This is a genomic window from Ignavibacteriota bacterium, from assembly GCA_016708125.1.
Classification (GTDB): Bacteria; Bacteroidota; Ignavibacteria; order Ignavibacteriales; family Melioribacteraceae.
The window spans coordinates 2,991,013-3,014,276 of the sequence record JADJGF010000001.1 but is presented as its reverse complement, the minus strand read 5'-3'; the positions used below and the strand labels follow the sequence as shown (position 1 = coordinate 3,014,276).

The window sequence follows — 23,264 nt, the reverse complement described above, 5'->3', positions numbered from 1 at the left end:
TTTCACAAATATTAAGTTAATTAAATACGTTTTGAAGGTTAAATTTTGGTTAAGTTTTTCGTTTTAACGAATCAAAAATAATTCCTTCACGCAAAGCAAATTCGGAAATTACCATTTCTTCAATTTGGAATTGCTCAAAAATTGATGATAACAAAATTATTCCGGCGGGAATTATATCTGCTCTTTTTTCATCCAAACCAACAATAATTTTTCTTTCTTCCAAAGTTTTTTTTGATAAAATAATTTTTTGAATTTCGAGTAAATCATCTTTTCTTATTTTGAAGTTATTCAAACTTTCAAAATTATCTTTTTTGAACTTTATTGAATTTATTAGATTCCCAACAGATAAAATTGTTCCGGAAGTTCCAATAACTAAATCTAAATTAGCCAAAATACTTTTACTTTTTAATTCTGATAAATTTTGTTCAATATATTTTTTGCATTCATTTATATTAGATTCGGAAATAATTAAATCTGGGAAAAATTTTTTAGTTAAACGAACCGCACCAAGTTTTAAACTTTCCGAAAAAATAATTTCGTCATTAATTCCAACAATAAATTCCGTGCTTCCGCCGCCGATATCTATACAGAAACATTTTTTATTTTTAATTTTAACGGAATTTGAAACTCCCAAATAAATTAATCTGGCTTCTTCAATTCCATCAATAACTTTTATTTGGATTCCGGTTTCATCAAAAATTTTATTTAAAAATATATTTTGATTTGAAGATTCTCTCACTGAGCTTGTTGCAACTGCAAAGATTTCTGCTTTATGATTTTTTGCAATTTCCGAAAATCTATTTAAAACTAAAATCGATTTTTCAATTAATTCTGCGGAAATTATTTTTGATTCGATTGTAAAATTTTCGCTTAAACGTAAAACTTCTCTTTCGCGATGAATAATTTCTAAATTTCCGTTTTGTAAAATTTGAACAATTATTAAGTGAAATGAATTTGAACCAATATCAATTGCGGCAATTTTTTTCATTGTTTGAATTTTTAGAAAAGTTAGTTTATTTGTCAATCTCACAAAAGTACTTATCAAAATTAGAATAGTCATTTCGAAGGAGTATACGACTGAGAAATCTGTTTAGCTTTTCAGACTTCTCCCTTCGGTCGAAGTGACAAGCGCATTTTACAAACTATCTAATAAGAAGATTTCCAAAAATAATTTTTTATATTTCTATCTGTAAGCCTATACATATCAGAATTGGCAATTTAATATTCTAAAAATTTTTACACATAATTATTTATCTGATGGCGGGTTTTCTTTTTCGTCAATTTCTTCAAATTGCGCATCAACTGCATCTTTTTTATTAATTCTGCTTTTTACATTTTCTCTTTCAAAAATATTTTCATCAGAACTTTTTCTTGATGAATTCCGAAACATATTTACAATTACTTTGTAACTTTTGTAAAATATATAACCAATTAAAATGTAAAATAATAATCTAAATAGTCCGGTCATTTTTATACTTTTATTTTAGGATTAAAATATTCTATGAAACCTCTATCTTTTCTAAATATTTGATTGAAAAGTTCATCAAAATCATCTTCTTTATTTACAAAATCAATATCGGTTGTGTTAACAATTAACAAAGGCGTTGAATTATATTTGAAGAAAAAATTATTATAAGCTTCGCTTAAATCTCTAATGTAAGTTCTAGTTAAATTTTTCTCGACTGATCTTCCTCGTTTTTTAATATTATAAATTAAACGATCAACACTTGCTTGAAGAAAAATCACCAAATCAATTTGTCGCAAATTTCTTTTCAATAATGGAAAAACGCTTTCGTACAATTTTAATTCATCGCCGGCAAGATTCAAATATGCAAAAATTTGATCTTTATCGAAAAAATAATCCGAAACCAAATATTCCGTAAAAAGATCTTCTTGATTAAATTGTTCTTGCTGCTTAAATCTATTAATTAAAAAAAACATTTGTGTTTGAAATGCGTAACGTTTTCTGTCATCGTAAAATTTTTCTAAGAATGGGTTATTTTCAAATTCTTCCAAAACTAATTTTGCCGAAAGTTTTTCCGCCAATTTTTTTGATAAAGCTGTTTTGCCGGCTCCAATTACACCTTCAATTGCAATATATCTCGGTTGTTCCAAAAAAATCTCCATATTCAAAATTATATTTTCAAAAAAGTTCTAAAATGAGGATAAAGAAAAATGCTAATTATTGATCTAAATTTCTAATCCAAATTTACTAATTATAAATTTATGTGATAATTTATTTAAGTATTCTTTTAACTTAATTTTTGTTGCCGGATTTACCAAATTTTTAGATAATTCCAATAACGGAACCAAAACAAAATCGCGATTTACCAAATCTTTATGCGGAATTGAAATATTTTCATCGGCAAAAACCAATTTGTTGAATAATAAAATATCCAAATCAATTTCGCGCGGTCCCCAATTTTGTCTTTTAATTCTCCCAATTTTTTTCTCAACTGATTTTGTAAAATCAAAAAGTTCTTGCAAAGTAAAATTTGTGTTGAAATTAATTACTGCATTATAAAAATTATTTTGTTCAATATTTCCGTAAGGCAAAGTTTCATAAACAGATGAAATTTTTACGTCAGAAATATTTTCATTTTCGCTAATTAATTTTATTGTTTTTTTAAAATTTAATAAACGATTACCAACATTTGAGCCAATTCCAATATATACTTTATTCGTTTCTGCGTTTTTCAACTTCTGCTTCCACATGTTCAATAATTCCGCCGACCGGAACATTATTTTTTCTAACTTTCACATTAATTTTTTCTAAAATGGGATAAGTCTTTAATAAACTATCTGCAATAATTGTTGCCAAAGTTTCTATCAAATAATATTTTTTTTCATGTATTACTTTATTAATAAATTTATAAACTTCATCATAATTTATTGTTTTAGATAAATCATCATTTGCGGCAGCTTCCGTAAAATTGAAAAACATATCAACATCGGCTTCAAACTTTCCGCCAATAAACTGCTCTTCTTTTAAAGCTCCGTGATATGCATAAAAAACCGCATTTTTTATTCGAACAACATTTAACATTTACAATTCCTTTTTATTAAGAATATATTTTCTTAATTGCTTAAAATTAGCAAATAAAATTCCAATTAACACAAAAAGTGCCCCAACTAAAACTTTTGCAGAAAGTTGTTCGTTAAGTATCAGCCAGCCCAAAATTAATGCAATAATTGGAGTTATAAATGATGAAAGCGCTAAAATCACCGCGTTAATTTGCTTTAACAACCAATAATAAATTGTAAAAGCAGCAATTGTTCCAACAACAGCTAAGTAAGAAATTGAAAAAATTGCTTTAGTGTTAAATTCCCAAATTGATGAATTTTCGAAAAGGAAACTTAACGAAATCATGGAAATTCCGGCAATCAACAACGGAATTGCATTTAGCGAAAACGGATGAAGATGACTTCCCCATTTTTTTACCACAACTGAGTTTGAACCTTGAATTATTGCGCTTAACAAAACTGCCAATAATCCTAAAGTGTGATTTTCAATATCCAATTCTAAACTATCTAAAAAAATTATTAGAATTCCGATGAAGCCTAAAATTACACTTGCCAATTTGAAAAAATCTGCGGATTCTCCTTTGAGAATAAACCAAGAAAATACGAAAACGGAAAATGGAAAAATTCCGAACAATACTGAAGCTAATCCGCTTGGCACGAATTGCTCTGCCCAATAAACCAAACCAAACGGAATTGTAAACGAAAAGAATGCCAAAAAAATATACATTTTTATTGAATTGGAATCCAAATGCATTTCAATTTTTTTGATAAATACGATTGCAAAAATTATTATTGAAGCTGAAAGAAAACGCAATCCCGCAGAAATTAAAGGAGTTAATGAATCCAATCCCAGCCTTATTGCAAGCCATGTTGAGCCCCAAATAAGACAAATTGCTACATATCCCAAAACAATTTTTAATGAATTACTCATTTGTTCCTTTCATAGCAATTACGCCAAAAGCGCGACCGGAATTTTGTTTATCTCTTCGAAATGAATGGAAATTAGAATTCCCAAAACTGCAGATTTCATCAACTTCAATTTGATTTTCTGGAATTCCGAATTTCAACAAAATATCTTTATTCGCAGATTTCAAATCGAGTAAATATTTTTCTCCATTTGGAAGTAAATATTTTGATTCAAACTTTTGAGCGAATTCTTTTCCAACTTCATAATTTTTTTGAGAAATTGAAGGTCCAAAATAAACAACCAAATTTTTTGGATTACACGAAAATCCATCAATTAATTTTTGTACAGTTTTTTCCAAAATTCTTTTTTCTGTTCCTTCCCAACCAGAATGAACTGCAGCGATTACTTTTTCTTTAATTTCATACAAATAAATATTTGTGCAATCCGCAGTTGAAACTGCCAAACCTAAATTTTTAGTTTTTGTAATTAATGCATCTCCGGTTAAATTTTTTTCAAAACTTTCTACAAAATTTATAATATCACTATGATTTTGTTTTTCAATTACAACATTTTTTGAGTTTAATCCTAATTGATTAAAAAATTTCTCGCGATTACTTTCAACTATATTTTCATCATTACCAATCGATTTTGACATGTTGAAACTAAATTTATCATTTTCATTTAATTTAATTTTTTGACTGAAGCCGAAAATAATTTCCGGAAATTTTTCGAATATTTTCGATTTGTGAATTTTCATTTTATATTTTTTAAAAATTGAAGTGAAATTTACGAAGAAGTTTTGGAATTAAAAGTTGTAAATAATTTTTACTTACTTTGATTTGTCTTTAATTGAATCAACTACAGTTTTTCCATATTCCGATAAATTGAATTTCTCAGAACTTTTAAGTTCAATTAAAACTCCAAGTTTCATCGGTTGATCAAAATCAATTTTAAAATCGTTTTGAGTTGGAACTAAATACGGAAAAAAGTTTACGGAATAGTTCTCCGTAATTTCTGTATTTGGATTTGTAATTGTGGAATCATTATAAATTTTTCTGTAATACTCAATATAGGCAATGTTCTTTTCTAATTTTAAAAAACCATTCTCAAGAACTAAATAAATTTCTCCATTTGAGTTTATCATTCCAACAACATTCTGATCAAGATTCTCAAATTCTTGAGAAAATAAATTTGAAGAAAAAAATAAAATGCTTATAAAAAGTAATTTCAAATTTTACTCAATCTGTAAATAATTGTAATTATCGGAATAATTTCTATGAAGTGAAAAATTATGTAGTGGATGAAAATTTTCATTCACTACTTTTATTAAATTCTAAATTACTTTTAAAGATTCTTCCAAATCGGTTAAAACATCATTTACATTTTCAATTCCAATTGCTAATCTTACACCACCGGCATCAATTCCACGTTCAACTAATTTATCAGCGGGAATAACAGAATGCGTCATTGAAGCAGGATGTTCAATTAAAGTTCTTGTATGACCCAAACTTACCGCCAAAGTCATTGTGTAAGCATTTTGCGCAATATGATCCATTAACTTTTTACCGTTATTTTTTGTTTCTTCGGGAGTATTTCCTTTAAGTACAAAATAAATTAAACTTCCCGGTGCAAAATTTCCATAGAAATCTATCATTTGTTTTTTTGCAATTTCATACTGCGGATGAGATTTTAATCCCGGATATTTTACAAATTCTACTTTTGGATGATTTTCTAAAAACTCAGCTATTTTAATTGATGATTGAATTTGATGTTTTTGTCGAAGTGCCAAACTTGGTAATCCGTAAGTTAAAATTGCCCAAGCACTTTTTGTATTTAATACAGCGCCAAAATCTTTTCTATAAAGAAGAAGTGCATCACGATATTTATTTTTACCGATTACAGCGCCGCCCATATCTGTTCCAAATCCGCCCATTCCTTTTGTTAAAGAATGAACAGTGAAATCTGAACCTAATTCTATTGGCCTTTGACTGAACGAAGTTGCAAAAGTGTTATCAACTACAATTGTTAATAAATTATTTTCGCTTCTTGATTTATTAATTTCATCAACAATTTTTCTTAATTCAATAATATTTATAATATCCAAATTAGGATTTGCCGGAGTTTCAAAATAAATAACTTTTGTGTTTTCATTTAGGACAGAAAAAATATTTTGGAGATTTGTTAAATCAATCGGATTAACCTTAATATTTAATCGCGGATACCAATTATTAAAAAGCGAAATTGTACATCCGTACAAAGTGGTGTGCGTAATTATTTCATCACCGGATTTTGTAAGAATTCCTAAAACTCCGGAAATTGCACTCATTCCGCTTGCAAAAGTAACAGCCATTTCACCTTTTTCAATAAATGCCAAATTTTCTTCAAGCATATCTTTATTGGGTTCGCCGAGTCTATCATAAATAAAAATTGGCTGTTCATTTCCATGAGCTTCAGTTTGAGCAAATTGCATAAACCCTTCCGCACCGCGCTCAACAGAATCAAGCCTAAAAGTTGTAGATGATGAAATCGGCGCAGTTACATGATGACTGTAATCCCATTTATTTGAAACATTTTTTCCATAAATTAAATGCGTATCCATCGAATATTTAGAATCATTTATTGATTCATTTTTCTTTGTTTTATTAATTTCAGACATTTTACTCTCCATTTTTAATATTTAAAATTACGGAAAGTGTTCTAAGAAATCTAATTAAAGGAGAAATAAATTTTAGATTGATTAGGAAAGATAATTTGAGTTTGAAGAATTATTAAAAAATTGCAGTTTAGTTTTAAATTGAGAAGAAGAATATTTTGAGGAATATTTAAAAGTAATAATGAATATTTTTACAAAAAAGCCGGACATGTTTCAGTCCGACTTTTTCATTAATCATTCTATTATTTTATAAGCATCATTTTTTTAGAAATTCTAACACCATCAGCCGATAATTGATAAATGTAAGTACCGGAAGCTAAATTTGAGGCATTGAAATTAACACTAAAACTTCCATTGCTTAATTTATTATTTATTAGCGTAGCAATTTCTCTACCTAAAACATCAAATACTTTTAGAGTAACAATTCCGGGTTTCGTAATTGAGAATTTAATTTCTGTAGTTGGGTTAAACGGATTTGGATAGTTTTGATGCAATTCAAATTCATTTGAAACTATTGCACCTTTTTCTTCTTTTACATCAGTTAACCAATCTTGCCATTGAGCTTTTTTCTCTGGAAACCAGTTTAAGTCACCTAATGGAAATCCACCTTCGGAAGCGGTTTGTAAACTAGTGTTTGCATATGCTAAATCTTCAGGTAATGGCCAAGCTGGTGGATAAGCCATTTTATATGTCCATCTATCCGGAGTAATTTTGTTAACAAAAATTTCATGAAGTTTACCAATAAGTGCATCAACATGATTTACGGCATCAACATCATTAAATTGCGGATCTTGGTTATAAGTAGTAGCTTCATCAACTTTTATTCCGGGAGAAACTATAGGAGCTTTAGTTTGCAGAATATTTTTAGTATAATCATTCATCCATCTTGGTTGTTCAACTTTATTTAACACTTTATCAGCACCGCCAGGGAATGTAATATCAACCATCGTTTGAACAGTATCATTATAAGCATTAATAAAATTGGTTAATTTTTCCGGGTAAAAATAATTATTGTTATTTATTTCCAAAACTCTATTTAAATCATTAATAGAACTTGCGGGAACACCATGCTTTTCATTAACGATATATTTCAAACCAGGCATAACCAAAGTTGTATCTCTAAATGAAGCAGTATCAGGAATGTTAATTACAATAACGCTGCTTGAAATAGTATCAGGTCTGGGGAAAAACCAATCGCCGTAAACTGCAGGTTTGTAACCAGCTGCAGTAAAAGTTGAATAAACAATATTATTTTTGATATGAATATTTGTATTATAAGAACTTAGGAATGTATTTCCTATACCATATAAAATTGTGTTGTGTTCAAAAAGTCCGTAATTAACATAACCGCTTACACCCAAAATGTAGCTTCCGCAAGAAAGATAAGTATTATTAACAAACTTAACAGTATCTAAAGGATATGTATTTCCTACAGTTTTAAATGCTTGTCCATAAAGCCAAGATCCGCCGGGATAAATTAAATTACGAAATTTGCTGTCTTGAACATCAATTTTACTCCAAACACCACCTTCTAAAACTCTAATTCCACGAGCTCCAAAACCATCAAATACGCAATTTCTAACCTTTAAATTTATTGCACTATCCATAACTGAAATAGCACTGTTTAAGGCGTTACTGATTGCGCCGTCTTGTCTAATTCCAAGCATATAAATATTATGAAATTCAACATTTGAAACTGCACCATAAAGATTAAGATAATTTTGAATTGATGAGTTATCGGCTAAAATTTTCGGAACCAATACCGGTGGTCTTTCAGTTCCATTTGTTGCAATCATTTTAAAAGAACCACGAATATTAATTGGAGCATCCAAAGGATAAATGACACCTCTTTGTAAACGATAAACGCGATTTTGATTTTTAATTACACCACCTTGTAAAGTGTCTCCATTAATAATTGAACTAATGTTAATTGCTTCTAACGGTGCAATATCAAGCGTATCTGAATCTTGCGCAAAATTCGTGCTCGGTTTAAATAAAATTAAACCAAAGCCCATTAGTAATAAAGTGATAAGTTTTTTCATTTAGTTTTGCCTCCTCTTTGATTGAATATAGTTAATTAAGTGAAATTACATTTTAATTCTTATTCCAAAATCTCCGGTCATACCATACCTCTGTCGTGAAGCTGGGAATGCTGTCTTTTGATTTAAGTCAACATCATCTTCAGAGGTAATATTATTCAAGTTAAAAAATAGCTGAATTCCATACCATGGAAGTTTTTGCTTAAGCGACAAATCAAATCTTAAATATTTATCGGAATGTACTCTCTCTTGAAGCCAAAATGCAGCTTCTTTAAAAACATTATCTTTATATGAAACTGAAAATCTGCTTGAAAATCCTTCGTAATCATAACCTGCCGAAATATTAAAAATATCATTTGGCTGATTTAACAATCGCGCTGTGTAAAAGGTATCTATGAATTCATATTTTTCAGTTCCAGTATATGGATCATAACCCAAAGAAATTCTTTCTGTTCTTGGATATTTTGCATCCGAAAAAATATGAGTATAATTTACGTTAAGAACAATTCCGGAAAACGGCTGTGGTAAATACCAAAAGTGTGTTTGCCAGTCTATTTCTATACCATAAACATTTATCATGTTAGTATTATTTATGTAAGTATAAAATTCTCTGCCGGCTAAAAACTCTGTTGGGAATTCGGGAAATTCTTCACTAATTTTTTCTGAAGTCGGAAATCTTGCTCCTGTATTGAAAATCAAATCCTTAATATTTTTATTAAATCCACTTACTGTAAATAATCCAATTTCATTATTATATATTGATAATGCTAAATCTAAATTTTCAGATTGTGCCGGTTTTAGTCTATAATTATTATACGATATAGATGATTCGCCAATTAAATATTTTGGTGTTATAATGCTGTAAGCTGGATAATTTAAAGTATTTGTATAAGCAAAATGAAACTGTAACCAAGTTAGAGGTCGATATTTTAAATTTAACATAGGTAAAAAATAACCGTGAGAAATTTTTTCTGATGATTTGGTATATTGTAATTGACCCGCAATTAAAGCTAAACCTCTTATGCCATTATAATCTGTTGTTAAATTTTGATATCTAAATCCGGGAATTAATGTTATATCAGAACCGATGTTTAAAATAAACATTGTATAAGCGGCATCTTTAATTTCAGTTCCGGAGTAATCAGAAGATTTTGATGATGCAACTTGATACTTAAATCCAACTTGTGCGGGATTAGTTCCGGCATTTGCAATTGCAATATCTCCTGCTTCCAAAACCAAATCAATATTAGCCGGACTACCTAATTCATAATCTCCATCTAAAAAACTGCCATATTCATAATCGAGATCAACAAAATCATCATAAGCTAAAGTAAGTAACGGACCGCCAGTACCAAGCGGAACTGTTTTTATATTTAATTCATCTGCCATTGCTAAAACTACTGTTTGGCCATCATCAAACATACTTCCGAACCAATATTCATAATTATAAGAACGTTTTCTATATTGATAAGAACCGCCAAATTTTAAAGTTCCTGTTATATAATTTGAAAATGCAATATCTGTTTTAAGATCAAGCCCGCCGGAAAAAGTTCGGTCTTCCGTAATGCTGTTTGAATAAGTTATACTTTGTAAATAACCATCTGTCGCATCATGTTTTACATAAGATGATAATTCTTTTGGAGTTAATTTTCTTAAATTCGGAACATCGCTCGGATTAACGCCGCCGGGTTGTAAGAAAGAAAAGTTTAGTGAACCTGGCGCATCTCTTTCTGAATATGAATGCGATAATTTAATTTCTGCATCAAACATAGCAACTTTTTGTTTTGCACTTAACAAGTTGCTAAAGGTAGTTAATTTATACGGTGCATTATTTATGTTATATGTTATGTATCCATTATCTGAAGGGAAAGATTCAGATCGGCTTGATGATTTGGTATCATTAATACTCAAAAAATTCATTAAACCAATTTCACCGGAGCTGTGTTCATAATCTAACGTTATATCTCCGCCATATCTTTGGCGGGTTCTAACAACATCCGCTAAAGTCATAGAATTAAGAAGCGGTAAACCTTCATCACCTTTTGATTTATCTTCCAATATATAATTTACATCAAGTTCATTTGCGCCTAAATTTTTATCTTCAACATTTACTTGAATTAATACACCAAATTTTTCATCAAAAAAACGCTGTTCAACCGAACCAACTAATTTATAATCATTATACGATTCTCTTAATCCGTTATAAGTTCCTTGTGTAACTAATTCATATACCGGATCCGTAGCTTTTTTTTCAGCTTTGCGCATTCCAAAATTCACAGTTCCACCAATTACCGAAGCATCCATATCCGGAGTGATGGCTTTAACTACTTCAATACTGCCAAGCATATTTGAAGAGATCATACTCAAATCGGTAGCTCTATCACTTGAGCCGGAGCCAATATTACCGGGCAATTCAACTCCATCAATTGTAATTCGGTTATATTGCGGAGATAATCCTCTTACAACAACTTGAGAACCTTCACCTCCAGTTCTAATTAAAGAAATTCCCGGGAGTCTGCTAACCGATTCAGCGGCATTGGCATCCGGCAATTCTTGAATTCTTGCAGAAGAAACAACATTTTTTACAGAAATGGAATTTAACTGTTCATTTATTGCATGCTGCTGACCTATAGCCTGAGATGTTACAACAACTTCTTCACCTTGTAAACTTTCCGGAAACAATTTAAAATTTATCTCAACAACTCTATTGCTGGATATGTCAATTTCTTGTTCAATTTTCTTGTATCCAACATATGTAACTCGGATGATATATTTTCCGGTGGGAATATTATTTATGCTATAACTTCCATCTACCTTAGCTGATCCGCCAAAGCCGGTTGAAACAAGAAATACATTTGAGAACGGAAGTGGTTCACTAGTCTGCTCATCTGTTATTGTGCCTTTTATACTTCCGGATTGAGAGTAAATTGAATTTGAAATTAATAAGATGGAAACAAATAAAATAAAATTGAAATTCTTTAAAATAATATTCACAAGTTTTCTCCTTATTTTATGATTTAACGAAAACTTATAATTTTGTCAAAATCAGAAATATGATTAATACGAACAGTATTTAAGTTATATAAATTGAAATTTAAAATTTGATTTTTTCTAAAAAAGAAATTGAGATTTGTATTATGTGAAAAAATGATAAGTATACCTTTAATGAAAAACTTTTCAAAGCAAAAGTGCAAAAACGTTAAATTGTAGATTTGTAAATTATGTTGTAATAATTTCATATAATTAAATAGAAAGTCAACTTTTTAAATCATAATTTCTATAAACTTAATCGTGTTTAACATAAGAAGTAGTCTATCAATTAACTAATACAAATTAAAAAAATTATATTCTTAAAACAATATCAATAATTTATGCTATAAAGTTTAGCTGATTTGATTAAAAATCAAAATTAAATTATTGAATACCCACGGAGAAATTCTTCGGTTTTCATTCTCTTTCTTCCTTCCGTTTGAATTTCTAAAATTTGAATTGCATTTTCTGAAGAGCCAATAAATATTTCGTTTTTGGTTTGGGATATTTCTCCAATTTTCAAATTTGAATTTTGTAAAACTTTAGTTGAGTAAACCTTATACAATTTTTCATTATGATAAAAAAAAGTTCCGGGAAATGGAGATAATCCTCTTACTAGATTATGTATTTGATAAGCGGACTTGTTCCAATCAATTTCACAAATTTCTTTTGTAATTTTTGGGGCCGGTGTTGCAATTTTATCATTTTGTTTTTGCAGTTCAAATTTGTTTTGCTCAATTAAATGAACTGTTTTTAAAACTAATTCTGCGCCCACCAAACTCATTTTATCATGTAAAGTTTCAAAATTATCTGATTCCTCAATTTTAACATTTTCAGATAAAATAATATTTCCGGTATCGACTTTATCTTCCAAAAAAAATGTTGTTAATCCAGTTTCTATATCACCATTTATCAATGCCCATTGGATCGGTGCAGCTCCTCTATATTTTGGAAGCAAAGATCCGTGCAAATTGAAAGATCCAAATTTTGGAATTGTGAAAATATTTCTTGGCAATATTCTAAATGCAACAACAACAAATAAATCTGGATTTAATTCTTTTAAATCTTTTACAAGATTTTCATCTTTTAAATTTTCCGGAGTGAAAACTTTGATGTTATTATCAACAGCAAATTGCTTAATTGGAGTTGGTGATAAATTCTGCCCACGACCGCGAGGTTTATCCTGTGCAGTTACAACAGCTAGAATTTCATGATAATTTTCGTGAAGAATTTTAAGAGAAGGAATTGCAAAATCTGGAGTTGCAAAAAAAATAATTTTCATGTTTTAAATTTCTAATTCGGTTACTGGGTAATCACAATCTACTTCTCTATTATGAATCTTTTTCAACAATTTTAAATGCTTTTTTCTTTCACTTTCGCTAATTCTATCCGGAATCATTTTCCCAATCAGATGATCGTATTCATGTAGAATAACTCTTGCAAAAAAATCACCGGCATCAATTTCAACTTCTTCTTCATTTGTGGATAAATATTTTATTTTAATATCTTTTGCTCTTTCAACGTCTGCTCTAAGACTTGGCAAACTTAAACATCCTTCTTCCAAAATTATTTTTTCATCGGATTGTAAAATTATTTGTGGATTTATCATTGCAACGGGTTTTATACTTTCGCAATCTTCAACTGTTGAAATATCAACAACAAATATTTGTTTATCTAATCCAACTTGATTTGCAGCTAATCCAACTCCATAAGCGTTTCGCATTGTTTCAAACATTTTCTTTACAATTCTAATTATGTCATCATCAATTGCTTTAACCGGTTTAACTACTTTTCTTAATATCTTATCGCCGTATTGTGTAATTGGATAAACAATCATTTAAAACTCATCCTTATAATTTTGATAAATAAAAATAATTAAGTTTGAGTGAAGATAAAAGTTGGTGAAAATAAAAAACCTCAGCTTTTGACTGAGGTTTGTAATTAAGATTTACTTAATTTCTATTGTGCGAGGTTTAACTCTTTCTACTTTTGGAAGATTAATTGTTAACCTTCCGTTATCAATAGAAGCAACAATTTTTTCTTCATTTACACTATCGGATAGTTTGAATTTTCTGTAATAATTACTTGGATCAATTTCCTTTAGCAAATATTTTTTATTCAAAACATCTGAGAAATTAGTTCTTCCCATAATTACCAAATCGCCGTCTTCAACTTTTATTTTAACATCTTCTTTGTTAACGCCCGGCATATTTGCAACGATGAAATAATCATCATTTGTTTCGTAAATATCTATAAGTGGTGCAACCCAAGATTCAGTTTCGAGAGCTTCCTCCCAACTTTTTGTTTCATCAACTTGCGTTAATACTTTTGTATCTTCCATTTTTTTATCTCCTTACTTTCTTTATTTCTTTTAATATAATTTTCTATTTGTCGTCATCAACAACTTCATAAGAAGCATCTTCTACATTTTTACTCTCATCTTTTGGTGCTTCCGATTTTGGTTGAGATTGCTGTGCATTTGGATCAAAACCTTGTCCAGGTTGATCTTGAGCACCCGGTTGCTGATATAAATTTTGTGCCGCATCACTCCAAACTTTACTTAATTTATCAGTCGCAGCTTTGATTGTATCAGTATTGTTTGTTTTAATTGCTTCTTCTACATTTGCAATTTCAGCTTCCAATTTTGATTTTGTATCAGCCGGCAATTTATCTTTGAGTTCTTCAATTTGTTTCTTTGTCTGAAAAACTAAATTATCCGCACTGTTTTTTATATCAACACTTTCTTTTTTCTTTTTATCTTCAGCGGCATGTTCTTTAGCTTGATTTTTCATTTTATCAATTTCATCTTTGTTCAATCCACTCGAAGATGTAATTCTAATACTTTGCTCTTTTGAAGTAGCTTTATCTTTTGCCGAAACATGCATAATTCCGTTTGCATCGATATCGAATGTAACTTCAATTTGTGGAATTCCTCTTGGTGCCGGCGGAAGTCCTTCTAAATGAAATCTTCCTAAAGTTCTGTTATCCGAAGCCATTGATCTTTCGCCTTGCAGAATATGAATTTCTACACTCGGTTGATTATCAGCGGCGGTTGAAAATACTTCGCTTTTCTTTGTCGGAATTGTTGTATTTGATTCAATTAATTTTGTCATTACTCCGCCCAAAGTTTCTATTCCAAGTGAAAGTGGAGTTACATCTAACAACAATACATCTTTCACATCACCGGCTAAAACTCCGCCTTGAATTGCGGCGCCAACTGCAACAACTTCATCCGGATTTACACCTTTGTGAGGTTCTTTTCCAAAAATTTTCTTAACTAAATCTTGAACTTTCGGAACTCTTGTTGAACCGCCGACTAAAATTACTTCATCAATTTGTGAAGCGGAAACTCCGGCATCTTTAATTGCTTGCTCACAAGGTCCGGCTGATCTTTCAATTAAATCATCAATTAATTGCTCAAATTTTGAACGGGAAATTGTTATGTTCAAATGTTTTGGACCATCTTGAGTAGCAGTAATAAAAGGTAAATTTACATCAGATTGTGTTGTTGATGATAATTCAATTTTAGCTTTTTCTGCGCCTTCTTTTAATCTCTGCAAAGCCATTGCATCTTTTCGTAAATCAATACCTTCTTGTTTTTGAAATTCATTTGCAAGAAAATCAATTACTCTTTGATCAAAATCATCACCGCCTAAATGTGTATCACCGTTAGTAGATTTTACCTCAAAAACTCCATCGCCTAATTGTAGGATAGAAACATCAAAAGTTCCGCCGCCTAAATCATAAACAGCAACTAATTGTTCTTTGTTTTTTTTATCTAAACCGTAAGCCAAAGCTGCGGCTGTCGGTTCGTTAATAATTCTTCTCACCAATAATCCGGCAATTTCACCGGCATCTTTTGTTGCTTGTCTTTGTGCATCATTAAAATAAGCCGGAACAGTAATTACGGCTTCGGTTACTTCCTGACCTAAATAATCTTCGGCAGTTTTTTTCATTTTCTGCAAAACCATTGCACTAATTTCCGGCGGAGAATAAACTCTGTCATCAATTTTAATTCTTGCAGATCCGTTATCTCCGGACACAACTTTATATGGCACTTCTCTAATTTCAGTTCCAACTTCATCAAATCTTCTTCCCATAAATCTTTTCACGGAAAAAACTGTATTTGTCGGATTAGTTACAGCTTGTCGTTTTGCCGGCTGCCCAACTAATCTTTCACCACTTTTTGTAAAACCAATTACAGATGGTGTGGTTCTTCCGCCTTCTGCATTGGGTATAACAACCGGATCGTTACCTTCCATCACAGCTACGCATGAGTTTGTAGTTCCTAAATCAATTCCTATAATTTTACCCATTTCATTTCTCCTTAATTAAAAATTAAGCGACTCGAAATGAGTCGCTTTTAACTTATTTAGTTTAGCTCAATAATTCTTTCTTTTGCAACTTTCGGTTCAAGTTTATTCAATTTGATTGCAAGCATTCCGTTATCAAATTTTGCTTCAACATTATTTGAATCAACTTCTACCGGCAATGTGAAACTTCTTTTAAATTTCCCGTAAGATCTTTCTTCACGGTAATAATTTTTTTCTTTTTCTTCGGAAACTTTTTTCTTTTCACCTTCAATTGTTAAAATGTTATCTTGCAATGTGATTTTTAAATTTTCTTTTTTAACACCCGGAATTTCAGCATCGACAATTATGTTTTTTTCATTTTCAGAAATATCTATTCTCGGTGAAAAATTATCTTTTTCAATTTCTGTAAAACCCGGAAATTCATCAAAGAATCTTTGAAAACGGTTTGCTAAATGATCAAAATCTCTCATTGGTTCAAATCTTAAAAGTGTCATGTTAATTTCTCCTTTTTATTTTTGAATTATTTTTGTTATTTAGTAAACAGATTATGTGCCAAAAATTATTTTTTGCATAACTTATTGTAATTAAATGAGTTAATTGATTTTTGGAAATTTTTACAATTTTGCCATATTGACATATAACAGAAATATTGGCGTGATATTTTCATTTTTGGCTGAATGAATGTCAATTTGTCGTATATAAATGGAGGAACTATGTTTAACATTGAAGAGTTTGATTTAAAATTAGAAACAAGTTTTATAGGAAGAAATTTTATTTATGTTGAAGAAGTTAATTCAACAAATGAATATTTGAACACGGAAAGTGAAAATTTAGAAAATGGAACTGTACTTTTAAGTGAATTTCAGATTGATGGAAAAGGGCGGCTTAACAGAAAATGGTTTAGCACAAAAAGTCAAAATCTTACATTTTCAATTTTGCTTAATAAAAAATTAGATAAAGTTAACCTCAATCACATAAATTTGGCGGCGTCTTTAGCTGTTGCAAATTCAATTGAAAATCTTTTTCAGTTGAAAACTGAATTGAAATGGCCGAATGATATTTTAGTAAAAAATAAAAAGTTAAGTGGAATTTTACTTGAATCAACTTACAATGGTGCAAAACTTGAAAAATTAATTATTGGAATTGGAATAAATGTAAACCAAACAAAGTTTGAAGGCGAGTACAAAATCAAACCAACTTCATTAAAATTTGAAGTAAAAAAAGAAATTTCTCGCGAACGTTTATTAAGCGAAATCCTAAATAATTTTGAAATGAATTTGATTGAACTAAAAACTAACTCAAAAAGAATTTTAAATGAGTGGCGCGATAAATGCAGAATGATCGGCGAACATATTACAATCGATTCAAATAATCAAATTTTACACGGGATTTTTTATGATATAGATGCAAACGGTTTTATGATTTTGAAAATTGGTGATAAATTAGAAAAAATAACAAGCGGAGATATTTCAGTAAAATAAGCTTAAAAATAATTTTAATATTAAAAAAATTGTTATAGAAAAATGTTTGAAATCCCAAAAAGCAAATTACAAAAATCAAACAATTCTCAATATTAAAAATTCTAATAACAAAAATTTGTTGAAATATTTAAGAAAGTAATAGTTGGGAATCGAATTTATATTTTTGGAAATTTTGGTTTTATGTGGTTTTTATTATTTAATTTTTTTATTCACAACAATTTTACACTAATTAAATGAATGCAACTTCTAAAAAATTAGATTAATGAGCTTGTCATTCCCACGAAAGTGGGAATCCAGTGAGAATTCGATAGATTCCCGTTTTCACGGGAATGACAATTTGAATATTTAAGAAGTCTATGAATATTTATAAGCAATTTAGCCATAAAACCATATTCAATTTTTCATTTTTACGATCGGAAAATTATGCATGTATATTTTGATAACGCTGCTACAACAAAACTACATCCAAAAGTTTTGGAGAAGATGCTTCCGTATTTAACAGAAAATTATGGAAATGCATCCGCAATTCATTCATTTGGGAGAAAAGCCAGAGTTGCGATTGAAGAATCCCGAGAAGTAATTGCAAATTTTATTAATGCAGACCCAAGTGAAATTTATTTTACAAGCGGCGGAACCGAAGCAAATAATTTTATAATTAATGGAATTGCTAAAACTGAATTTCTGGAAAGTGGAAGAAATAAAATAATTACTTCAAAAGGTGAACATCATTCTATTTTAAATACTTTTAAAAAATTAGGGAAGGAAAATTATAATCCAACTTTTATAAATATTGATGAAAAATTTCTCCCAAATTTAAATCAAATAAAAAGTGAAATTAATTCTGAAACTACATTGATTTCTTTAATTCATCTTAATAATGAAACCGGAAGTATTTTTGATTTTACAAAATTGGAAACGAAAAATATTTATATCCACACTGATGCAGTTCAAAGTTTTGGGAAAATAAAAATTGATGTAAATGAATTTGAGATTCATGCACTTTCGGCTTCCGCACATAAAATAAATGGACCAAAAGGAATAGGAATTGCTTATGTAAAAAGTGGAACGCCTTTAGAATCATTTATTCTTGGCGGCGGACAAGAAAGAAACAGAAGAGCCGGGACAGAAAATGTTGCGGGAATTGTTGGTTTTGCAGAAGCTGTAAGAATTGCAAAAGTAAAAATGAATAATAATTTTGAAAAAGTGAGTGAATTAAAAAATTATTTTATTGAACAACTAAAATTAAATTTTGCAGATAAAATTTTAATAAACAGTTTTGAGAATTTCTCACCTTATATTTTGAGTATAACTTTCAATCCGGAATATTATAAAAATGATTCAGAATCAATTTTAATGTTTTTAGATATTACTGGAATTGCCGCATCATCCGGTTCAGCTTGCACTTCGGGAACTTTAAAACCTTCTCATGTAATTTTAGAAAGAGGGAAAACTATTGAATATGCAAAAGGAACTTTGAGATTTTCGTTTACTGTAGAAAATAATGAAGCAGAAGTTGATTTTACAATTTCGATTTTAAAGAAAATTGCCGCGAAAAATCAGAAATAAATATTTATTCCTTTTAAAAATCTAATTCATATACCCAATTAACTGAGAGATTTTTTCCTTCAAATCTTTACGATGAACTATAGAATCCACAAATCCGTTTTCAAGTAAAAATTCGGATCGTTGAAAACCTTTTGGCAAATCTTTTCCGATTGTTTGTTTAATTACACGCGGTCCGGCAAATCCAATTAAAGCTTTTGGTTCTGCAATAATTACATCGCCGAGCATTGCATAACTTGCAGTTGTTCCGCCGGTTGTTGGATCAGCTAAAATTGAAATGTATGGTAATCCGGCATCTGCTAAACGCGCCAATCTGCTGCTGGTTTTTGCCATTTGCATTAACGATAAAGCGCCTTCCATCATTCTTGCACCGCCGCTTTGAGAAATTATTATCATCGGAATTTTATTTTCGTAAGCTTTATCAATTGCGCGTGCAATTTTTTCTCCAACTACAGAGCCCATACTTCCGCCAATAAATTTAAAATCCATACATGCAAAACTTACTTTCTTTCCGTTAATTGTTCCCAAACCCGTTTTTACGGCATCGTTCAATCCGGTTTTTTTTATTGTTTCCGTAATTCTATCTTTGTATGATTTTGTATCTTCAAATTTAAGAGGATCGGCGGATTTCATTTTTTTATCAAGTTCTTTAAAAGAGCCATTATCAAACAAAATAGAAATATATTCATCACTATTAATTCTAAAATGATGATCGCATTTAAAGCAAACCCACGCATTCATTTCTAATTGGCGCGCGTAAATAATTTCTCCGCACTTTTCACATTTTATCCATTGCCCGTCCGGTACATCTAACTTTTTACTTTCGGGAGAAATATTTTGTTTGGATCTTTTAAACCATGCCATCTATTTTATTCCTTTTCGATATTCGCAATTAGTGTTAAAACTTGCGATGGATTTTTAGGATCATTTGAAAATAAAGTTACAGTTCTTGCAATTTGTCCGGATAAATTTTTGGTATTAAATTCAATTTTCAATTCGGAATTTTCATTTGGTAATAATTTTTTATTACTCATTAATGCTGTTGCACAATCGCAAGATGATTTTATATTTTTAATTTCCAAATTGCTTGTTCCGGAATTTGAAACATTTATGCCAATTTTTAAAACTTTTCCTTCTTTAACATTTCCAAAATTATGAGTGTATTTTGAAAGTTTTAATTCGGGCTGAGAAAGAGGACTAATCGCATTTCCGGAAATTATATTTGCGGTAAATGATAATCTGAACTGAGGATTTTCCGGATCATTACTAATAATGTAAACATACTTTTGCTGTTTTCCCATTCTTCTATTTGTATCAAAACGAACACTAATTGTAGTTGTATCATTCGGTTTGATATCATTTTTTGATGGCTTTGCTGCTGTGCATCCGCAAGAAGCTTTTACTTTTGCAATTTGTAAAATTTCCCCGCCGGTATTTTGTATAACAAATTTATGAGTAAGAATTTCGCCTTCTTTAACATCACCAAAATTAAATTCGCTGCTTAATGCAGAAATCTTTGGTTTTGAAAATTGCGCGTTAACAGAAATATTTATAATTAAAATAATTGCTGCAACTAATAATTTTTTCATTGTACTCTCTTAATCTTAAAATCTTTTAAATAATTTGGTTCAAGAAAATCGTACTCAAAAGTTAATAAATCTCTGCCAAATAAATAAGCCCATTTTCCAATATAAGAAGCTCTTGGCGAACTTATAAATTTTATGTTTTCAATGTTTTTTAGATTGCCAAAAATTAGCGAATCTTCTTCAATTAAATTTATTAAATCTTTCTTTAAAGTTAATTCCGGATTATTAAATTCCATTGTACCAAACTTATAGTTTTTAAATTTTGCAAAATAACATTCCTCAATATTTGCGTTGTTTATTATATAAAATTCGGAATCTATTTTAATATAATCAGCAATTTCTAAAGCTAATGCGGAAAAAGTCGGAACGGGAATTATTGGCAAATTTGATGCAAACGCAATTGCTTTTGCGGCTGTTAATCCAATTCTCAATCCGGTAAATGAACCCGGACCAATTGAAACCGCAACACTTGTTAAATCTTTTGTAGAAATTTTATTTGAGTTTAGTAATTCTTCAATTGTTGGAATTAACTTTTCCGAATGAACATGTTTTAATAAAATATTTCTTTCGTCAAAATTATTTTGATCAAAATAAATTGCAGCGCTGCACAATTCGTTTGAAGTTTCAATAGCAAGAATTTTTTGATCAGTTTCCATTTTATTCATTTCGAATTACTACAATTTTCCTAACATCATTTTCATTTTGTTTGATAATTATTTTAATAAAATTCTTCGGTAAAATTTCTGGAAAGAGTTCCGCCCACTCAATAAATTTTACTGAATCTTCATTATTCAAATAATCATGAAAACCAATATCGTAAAGTTCTTCAGCTTTTTTTATTCTATAAAAATCAAAATGATAAATTTGAACTTTGCCAAAATATTCGTTCACAATTGCGAAAGATGGACTAACAACATTTTCTATTCCGTAATTTAAACAAATAGATTTTACCAAAGTAGTTTTGCCGCTTCCTAAATTTCCCTCAAGTAAAATTACATCACCATTTTTAATAATGTTTGAAATTTCAAACGCAATTTTATCCAATTCAAATAGATTATGAATTTCTTTTTGGATTAAAGTTTTCAATTAAACTTTGCTCTCCATTGTAATTACAGGCAAAATCATTTCTTCCATTGAAATTCCGCCATGCTGGAAAGTGTCTTTGTAATGATTTAAATACTTGTGGTATTCAGTCGGATAAATAAAATAATAATCTTCTTTTGCAATAATATAACTACCCGTAACACCGCGTTTTGGTAATTTAAATTTATTGGGATTGTTAATTTGCATTGCAAATTTTGGATCTACTTTTAAATTTTTGCCAAATTTAAATCTAAGATTTTTAGAAGTTTCTCTATCGGCAAAAACTTTTGCTGCTCTTCTTGTTATTATACTTCCGTGATCTGTGGTAACAATAATTTTTGCTTTGTTCATATTTGCAATATTTCTAAAAGTTCCGAATAAAGAAGAATGTTGAAACCAGCTATTTGTAAGCGACCGAAATGCAGCTTCGTTTGGAGCAATTTCTTTTATAAGTTCGGAATCCGATCTTCCGTGTACAAGCATATCAAGAAAATTTACAACAACTGCCATAAAGTGAGTTCGTTTATGCGAAACAATATTTTGCTCAAATGATCTTCCCACATCCGGATCAATAATTTTCATATACTTCAATTCATTATCTAATTTTATTCGCTTTCGATCAAGTAAAAATTGGAGCAATTCTTTTTCATATTTATTCTGACTTCTTTCATCATCTTTATTTTCTTGCCACAAATCAGGATAATAATTTTCAATTTCCGAAGGATACAATCCGCTGAATAATGAATTTCTTGCATAAGGAGTTGCAGTTGGTAAAATTGAATAATAGTAATCTTTCTCTATTGAGAAATATTCCAGCAAATGTTTTTCCATAAGCAGCCATTGATCTAAACGCAGGCAATCGAGAACAAATAAAAAAACCGGACCTTCGGCACTTTCTAAATGAGGAATTACAAATTGTTCTACAATATCGGTAGTTAAAAGCGGAACATTTTCTTCGCCTTTATTATGAATCCAATGTTCATAATTTTTTTCAACATATTTTGAAAATTCTTGATTGCATTCTTTCTTTTGCTCTAACAAAGTTTGCTGTAAACCAACTTCTCTATGACTGTCAAGCTCCATATCCCAATTTACCATTTTGAGATTTATATCTATCCAATCATCAAAATCCAAATCGTCTAAAAGTCGTCTTGAAATTTTGCTGAAATCTTCCAAATAATCTTTTGTAACATATTCACCGGAGATTTTTTTTCCATCAAGAATTTTTTTACAAACCATTAATATTTGCGATGGAACAACCGATTTTATTAGGTAATCGGTTATTTTACTTCCGATTGCATCATTCATTAATGATTCTTCTTCACTTTTAGTAACCATTACAACCGGAATATTTGGTTTCAATTCTTTAATGATTGAAAGTGTTTCCAATCCGCCCATTCCGGGCATCATTTCATCCAAAAAGATTAAATCATATTCTCTGTTTTTAATTTCGGAAATTGCATCTTTTCCATTTGTAACTGTGCTTACATCGTAACCTTTTTCGTTCAAAAATAAAATATGAGAACGAAGCATTTCGATCTCATCATCAACCCACAGAATTTTATATTTTTTCATTTTAATTTTT

The 23,264-nt window shown here is 29.7% G+C and carries 23 protein-coding genes; 2 read left to right on the top strand and 21 right to left on the bottom strand.

Annotation, left to right across the window (positions count from 1 at the left end; genetic code table 11):
• Positions 1–49 precede the first annotated feature (49 nt).
• The 16 genes from IPH62_13100 to IPH62_13025 form a co-directional block, all read right to left on the bottom strand.
• Entirely contained in the window at positions 50–1,060 is a 1,011-nt protein-coding gene (locus IPH62_13100; GenBank protein ID MBK7106213.1) for a Ppx/GppA family phosphatase, read from the bottom strand.
• Positions 1,061–1,246: 186 nt separating this feature from the next.
• Entirely contained in the window at positions 1,247–1,468 is a 222-nt protein-coding gene (locus IPH62_13095) for a hypothetical protein (GenBank protein MBK7106212.1), read from the bottom strand.
• A gap of 2 nt (positions 1,469–1,470) precedes the next feature.
• Positions 1,471–2,127 carry a deoxynucleoside kinase gene (locus tag IPH62_13090; protein MBK7106211.1) on the bottom strand — a complete coding sequence of 219 codons (657 nt, stop codon included), beginning with the start codon at positions 2,125–2,127 and terminating at the stop codon, positions 1,471–1,473.
• 63 nt (positions 2,128–2,190) lie between these two features.
• Positions 2,191–2,715 carry a 2-amino-4-hydroxy-6-hydroxymethyldihydropteridine diphosphokinase gene (folK, locus tag IPH62_13085; GenBank protein ID MBK7106210.1) on the bottom strand — a complete coding sequence of 175 codons (525 nt, stop codon included), beginning with the start codon at positions 2,713–2,715 and terminating at the stop codon, positions 2,191–2,193.
• Complete coding sequence (gene folB, locus IPH62_13080) at positions 2,678–3,046, bottom strand: dihydroneopterin aldolase (GenBank protein MBK7106209.1); 369 nt, start codon at positions 3,044–3,046, stop codon at positions 2,678–2,680. Before folB ends, folK begins: the two co-directional genes overlap by 38 nt.
• Complete coding sequence (locus tag IPH62_13075) at positions 3,047–3,955, bottom strand: DMT family transporter (GenBank protein MBK7106208.1); 909 nt, start codon at positions 3,953–3,955, stop codon at positions 3,047–3,049.
• On the bottom strand, positions 3,948–4,688 hold the full coding sequence (gene pgeF, locus IPH62_13070; GenBank protein MBK7106207.1) for a peptidoglycan editing factor PgeF: 741 nt from the start codon (positions 4,686–4,688) through the stop codon (positions 3,948–3,950). The genes IPH62_13075 and pgeF overlap by 8 nt, the downstream gene beginning before the upstream one ends.
• A gap of 72 nt (positions 4,689–4,760) precedes the next feature.
• Complete coding sequence (locus IPH62_13065; protein MBK7106206.1) at positions 4,761–5,162, bottom strand: hypothetical protein; 402 nt, start codon at positions 5,160–5,162, stop codon at positions 4,761–4,763.
• A 102-nt stretch (positions 5,163–5,264) separates the two neighbouring features.
• On the bottom strand, positions 5,265–6,578 hold the full coding sequence (locus tag IPH62_13060; protein MBK7106205.1) for an aminotransferase class I/II-fold pyridoxal phosphate-dependent enzyme: 1,314 nt from the start codon (positions 6,576–6,578) through the stop codon (positions 5,265–5,267).
• 248 nt (positions 6,579–6,826) lie between these two features.
• Positions 6,827–8,626, bottom strand: coding sequence for a T9SS type A sorting domain-containing protein (locus IPH62_13055; protein ID MBK7106204.1), 1,800 nt, complete (start codon positions 8,624–8,626; stop codon positions 6,827–6,829).
• Between the two features lie 45 nt (positions 8,627–8,671).
• Entirely contained in the window at positions 8,672–11,617 is a 2,946-nt protein-coding gene (locus IPH62_13050) for a TonB-dependent receptor (protein ID MBK7106203.1), read from the bottom strand.
• A gap of 415 nt (positions 11,618–12,032) precedes the next feature.
• On the bottom strand, positions 12,033–12,935 hold the full coding sequence (locus IPH62_13045) for a methionyl-tRNA formyltransferase (protein ID MBK7106202.1): 903 nt from the start codon (positions 12,933–12,935) through the stop codon (positions 12,033–12,035).
• 3 nt (positions 12,936–12,938) lie between these two features.
• Positions 12,939–13,490, bottom strand: a complete 552-nt coding sequence (def, locus tag IPH62_13040; protein ID MBK7106201.1) for a peptide deformylase — start codon at positions 13,488–13,490, stop codon at positions 12,939–12,941.
• 111 nt (positions 13,491–13,601) lie between these two features.
• Positions 13,602–13,994, bottom strand: coding sequence for an Hsp20/alpha crystallin family protein (locus IPH62_13035; GenBank protein MBK7106200.1), 393 nt, complete (start codon positions 13,992–13,994; stop codon positions 13,602–13,604).
• A 43-nt stretch (positions 13,995–14,037) separates the two neighbouring features.
• Positions 14,038–15,969 (bottom strand): molecular chaperone DnaK, encoded by a 1,932-nt coding sequence (gene dnaK / locus IPH62_13030; GenBank protein MBK7106199.1) that lies wholly within the window; start codon positions 15,967–15,969, stop codon positions 14,038–14,040.
• Between the two features lie 56 nt (positions 15,970–16,025).
• The gene (locus tag IPH62_13025) at positions 16,026–16,460 is read right to left on the bottom strand and encodes an Hsp20/alpha crystallin family protein (protein MBK7106198.1); all 435 of its coding nucleotides are present in this window, start codon (positions 16,458–16,460) and stop codon (positions 16,026–16,028) included.
• Positions 16,461–16,679: 219 nt separating this feature from the next.
• On the opposite strand from IPH62_13025, the gene IPH62_13020 reads away from it, so the two are divergent.
• The gene (locus tag IPH62_13020; protein ID MBK7106197.1) at positions 16,680–17,447 is read left to right on the top strand and encodes a biotin--[acetyl-CoA-carboxylase] ligase; all 768 of its coding nucleotides are present in this window, start codon (positions 16,680–16,682) and stop codon (positions 17,445–17,447) included.
• Between the two features lie 423 nt (positions 17,448–17,870).
• Entirely contained in the window at positions 17,871–19,013 is a 1,143-nt protein-coding gene (locus IPH62_13015; protein ID MBK7106196.1) for a cysteine desulfurase, read from the top strand.
• A gap of 21 nt (positions 19,014–19,034) precedes the next feature.
• Here the strand turns inward: IPH62_13015 and IPH62_13010 are convergent, their stop codons facing one another.
• From IPH62_13010 to IPH62_12990, 5 genes are read right to left on the bottom strand one after another with little or no spacing between them, the layout of a single operon-like run.
• Positions 19,035–19,874 carry an acetyl-CoA carboxylase carboxyltransferase subunit beta gene (locus IPH62_13010; protein MBK7106195.1) on the bottom strand — a complete coding sequence of 280 codons (840 nt, stop codon included), beginning with the start codon at positions 19,872–19,874 and terminating at the stop codon, positions 19,035–19,037.
• A 5-nt stretch (positions 19,875–19,879) separates the two neighbouring features.
• Entirely contained in the window at positions 19,880–20,599 is a 720-nt protein-coding gene (locus IPH62_13005; GenBank protein ID MBK7106194.1) for a DUF1573 domain-containing protein, read from the bottom strand.
• Positions 20,596–21,252, bottom strand: a complete 657-nt coding sequence (gene tsaB, locus IPH62_13000) for a tRNA (adenosine(37)-N6)-threonylcarbamoyltransferase complex dimerization subunit type 1 TsaB (GenBank protein ID MBK7106193.1) — start codon at positions 21,250–21,252, stop codon at positions 20,596–20,598. The genes IPH62_13005 and tsaB overlap by 4 nt, the downstream gene beginning before the upstream one ends.
• 1 nt (position 21,253) lies before the next feature.
• The gene (gene tsaE / locus IPH62_12995) at positions 21,254–21,682 is read right to left on the bottom strand and encodes a tRNA (adenosine(37)-N6)-threonylcarbamoyltransferase complex ATPase subunit type 1 TsaE (protein MBK7106192.1); all 429 of its coding nucleotides are present in this window, start codon (positions 21,680–21,682) and stop codon (positions 21,254–21,256) included.
• Complete coding sequence (locus IPH62_12990; GenBank protein ID MBK7106191.1) at positions 21,683–23,254, bottom strand: bifunctional response regulator/alkaline phosphatase family protein; 1,572 nt, start codon at positions 23,252–23,254, stop codon at positions 21,683–21,685.
• Positions 23,255–23,264 lie beyond the last annotated feature (10 nt).

What these genes read in the sequence shown, in the direction of transcription:
- IPH62_13100 (MBK7106213.1), bottom strand. Translation starts at nt 1,060, where the DNA reads ATGACTATTCTAATTTTGATAAGTACTTTTGTGAGATTGACAAATAAA.
- IPH62_13095 (MBK7106212.1), bottom strand. Translation starts at nt 1,468, where the DNA reads ATGACCGGACTATTTAGATTATTATTTTACATTTTAATTGGTTATATA.
- IPH62_13090 (MBK7106211.1), bottom strand. Translation starts at nt 2,127, where the DNA reads ATGGAGATTTTTTTGGAACAACCGAGATATATTGCAATTGAAGGTGTA.
- folK (MBK7106210.1), bottom strand. Translation starts at nt 2,715, where the DNA reads ATGTGGAAGCAGAAGTTGAAAAACGCAGAAACGAATAAAGTATATATT.
- folB (MBK7106209.1), bottom strand. Translation starts at nt 3,046, where the DNA reads ATGTTAAATGTTGTTCGAATAAAAAATGCGGTTTTTTATGCATATCAC.
- IPH62_13075 (MBK7106208.1), bottom strand. Translation starts at nt 3,955, where the DNA reads ATGAGTAATTCATTAAAAATTGTTTTGGGATATGTAGCAATTTGTCTT.
- pgeF (MBK7106207.1), bottom strand. Translation starts at nt 4,688, where the DNA reads ATGAAAATTCACAAATCGAAAATATTCGAAAAATTTCCGGAAATTATT.
- IPH62_13055 (MBK7106204.1), bottom strand. Translation starts at nt 8,626, where the DNA reads ATGAAAAAACTTATCACTTTATTACTAATGGGCTTTGGTTTAATTTTA.
- IPH62_13045 (MBK7106202.1), bottom strand. Translation starts at nt 12,935, where the DNA reads ATGAAAATTATTTTTTTTGCAACTCCAGATTTTGCAATTCCTTCTCTT.
- def (MBK7106201.1), bottom strand. Translation starts at nt 13,490, where the DNA reads ATGATTGTTTATCCAATTACACAATACGGCGATAAGATATTAAGAAAA.
- IPH62_13035 (MBK7106200.1), bottom strand. Translation starts at nt 13,994, where the DNA reads ATGGAAGATACAAAAGTATTAACGCAAGTTGATGAAACAAAAAGTTGG.
- dnaK (MBK7106199.1), bottom strand. Translation starts at nt 15,969, where the DNA reads ATGGGTAAAATTATAGGAATTGATTTAGGAACTACAAACTCATGCGTA.
- IPH62_13025 (MBK7106198.1), bottom strand. Translation starts at nt 16,460, where the DNA reads ATGACACTTTTAAGATTTGAACCAATGAGAGATTTTGATCATTTAGCA.
- IPH62_13020 (MBK7106197.1), top strand. Translation starts at nt 16,680, where the DNA reads ATGTTTAACATTGAAGAGTTTGATTTAAAATTAGAAACAAGTTTTATA.
- IPH62_13015 (MBK7106196.1), top strand. Translation starts at nt 17,871, where the DNA reads ATGCATGTATATTTTGATAACGCTGCTACAACAAAACTACATCCAAAA.
- IPH62_13010 (MBK7106195.1), bottom strand. Translation starts at nt 19,874, where the DNA reads ATGGCATGGTTTAAAAGATCCAAACAAAATATTTCTCCCGAAAGTAAA.
- IPH62_13005 (MBK7106194.1), bottom strand. Translation starts at nt 20,599, where the DNA reads ATGAAAAAATTATTAGTTGCAGCAATTATTTTAATTATAAATATTTCT.
- tsaB (MBK7106193.1), bottom strand. Translation starts at nt 21,252, where the DNA reads ATGGAAACTGATCAAAAAATTCTTGCTATTGAAACTTCAAACGAATTG.
- IPH62_12990 (MBK7106191.1), bottom strand. Translation starts at nt 23,254, where the DNA reads ATGAAAAAATATAAAATTCTGTGGGTTGATGATGAGATCGAAATGCTT.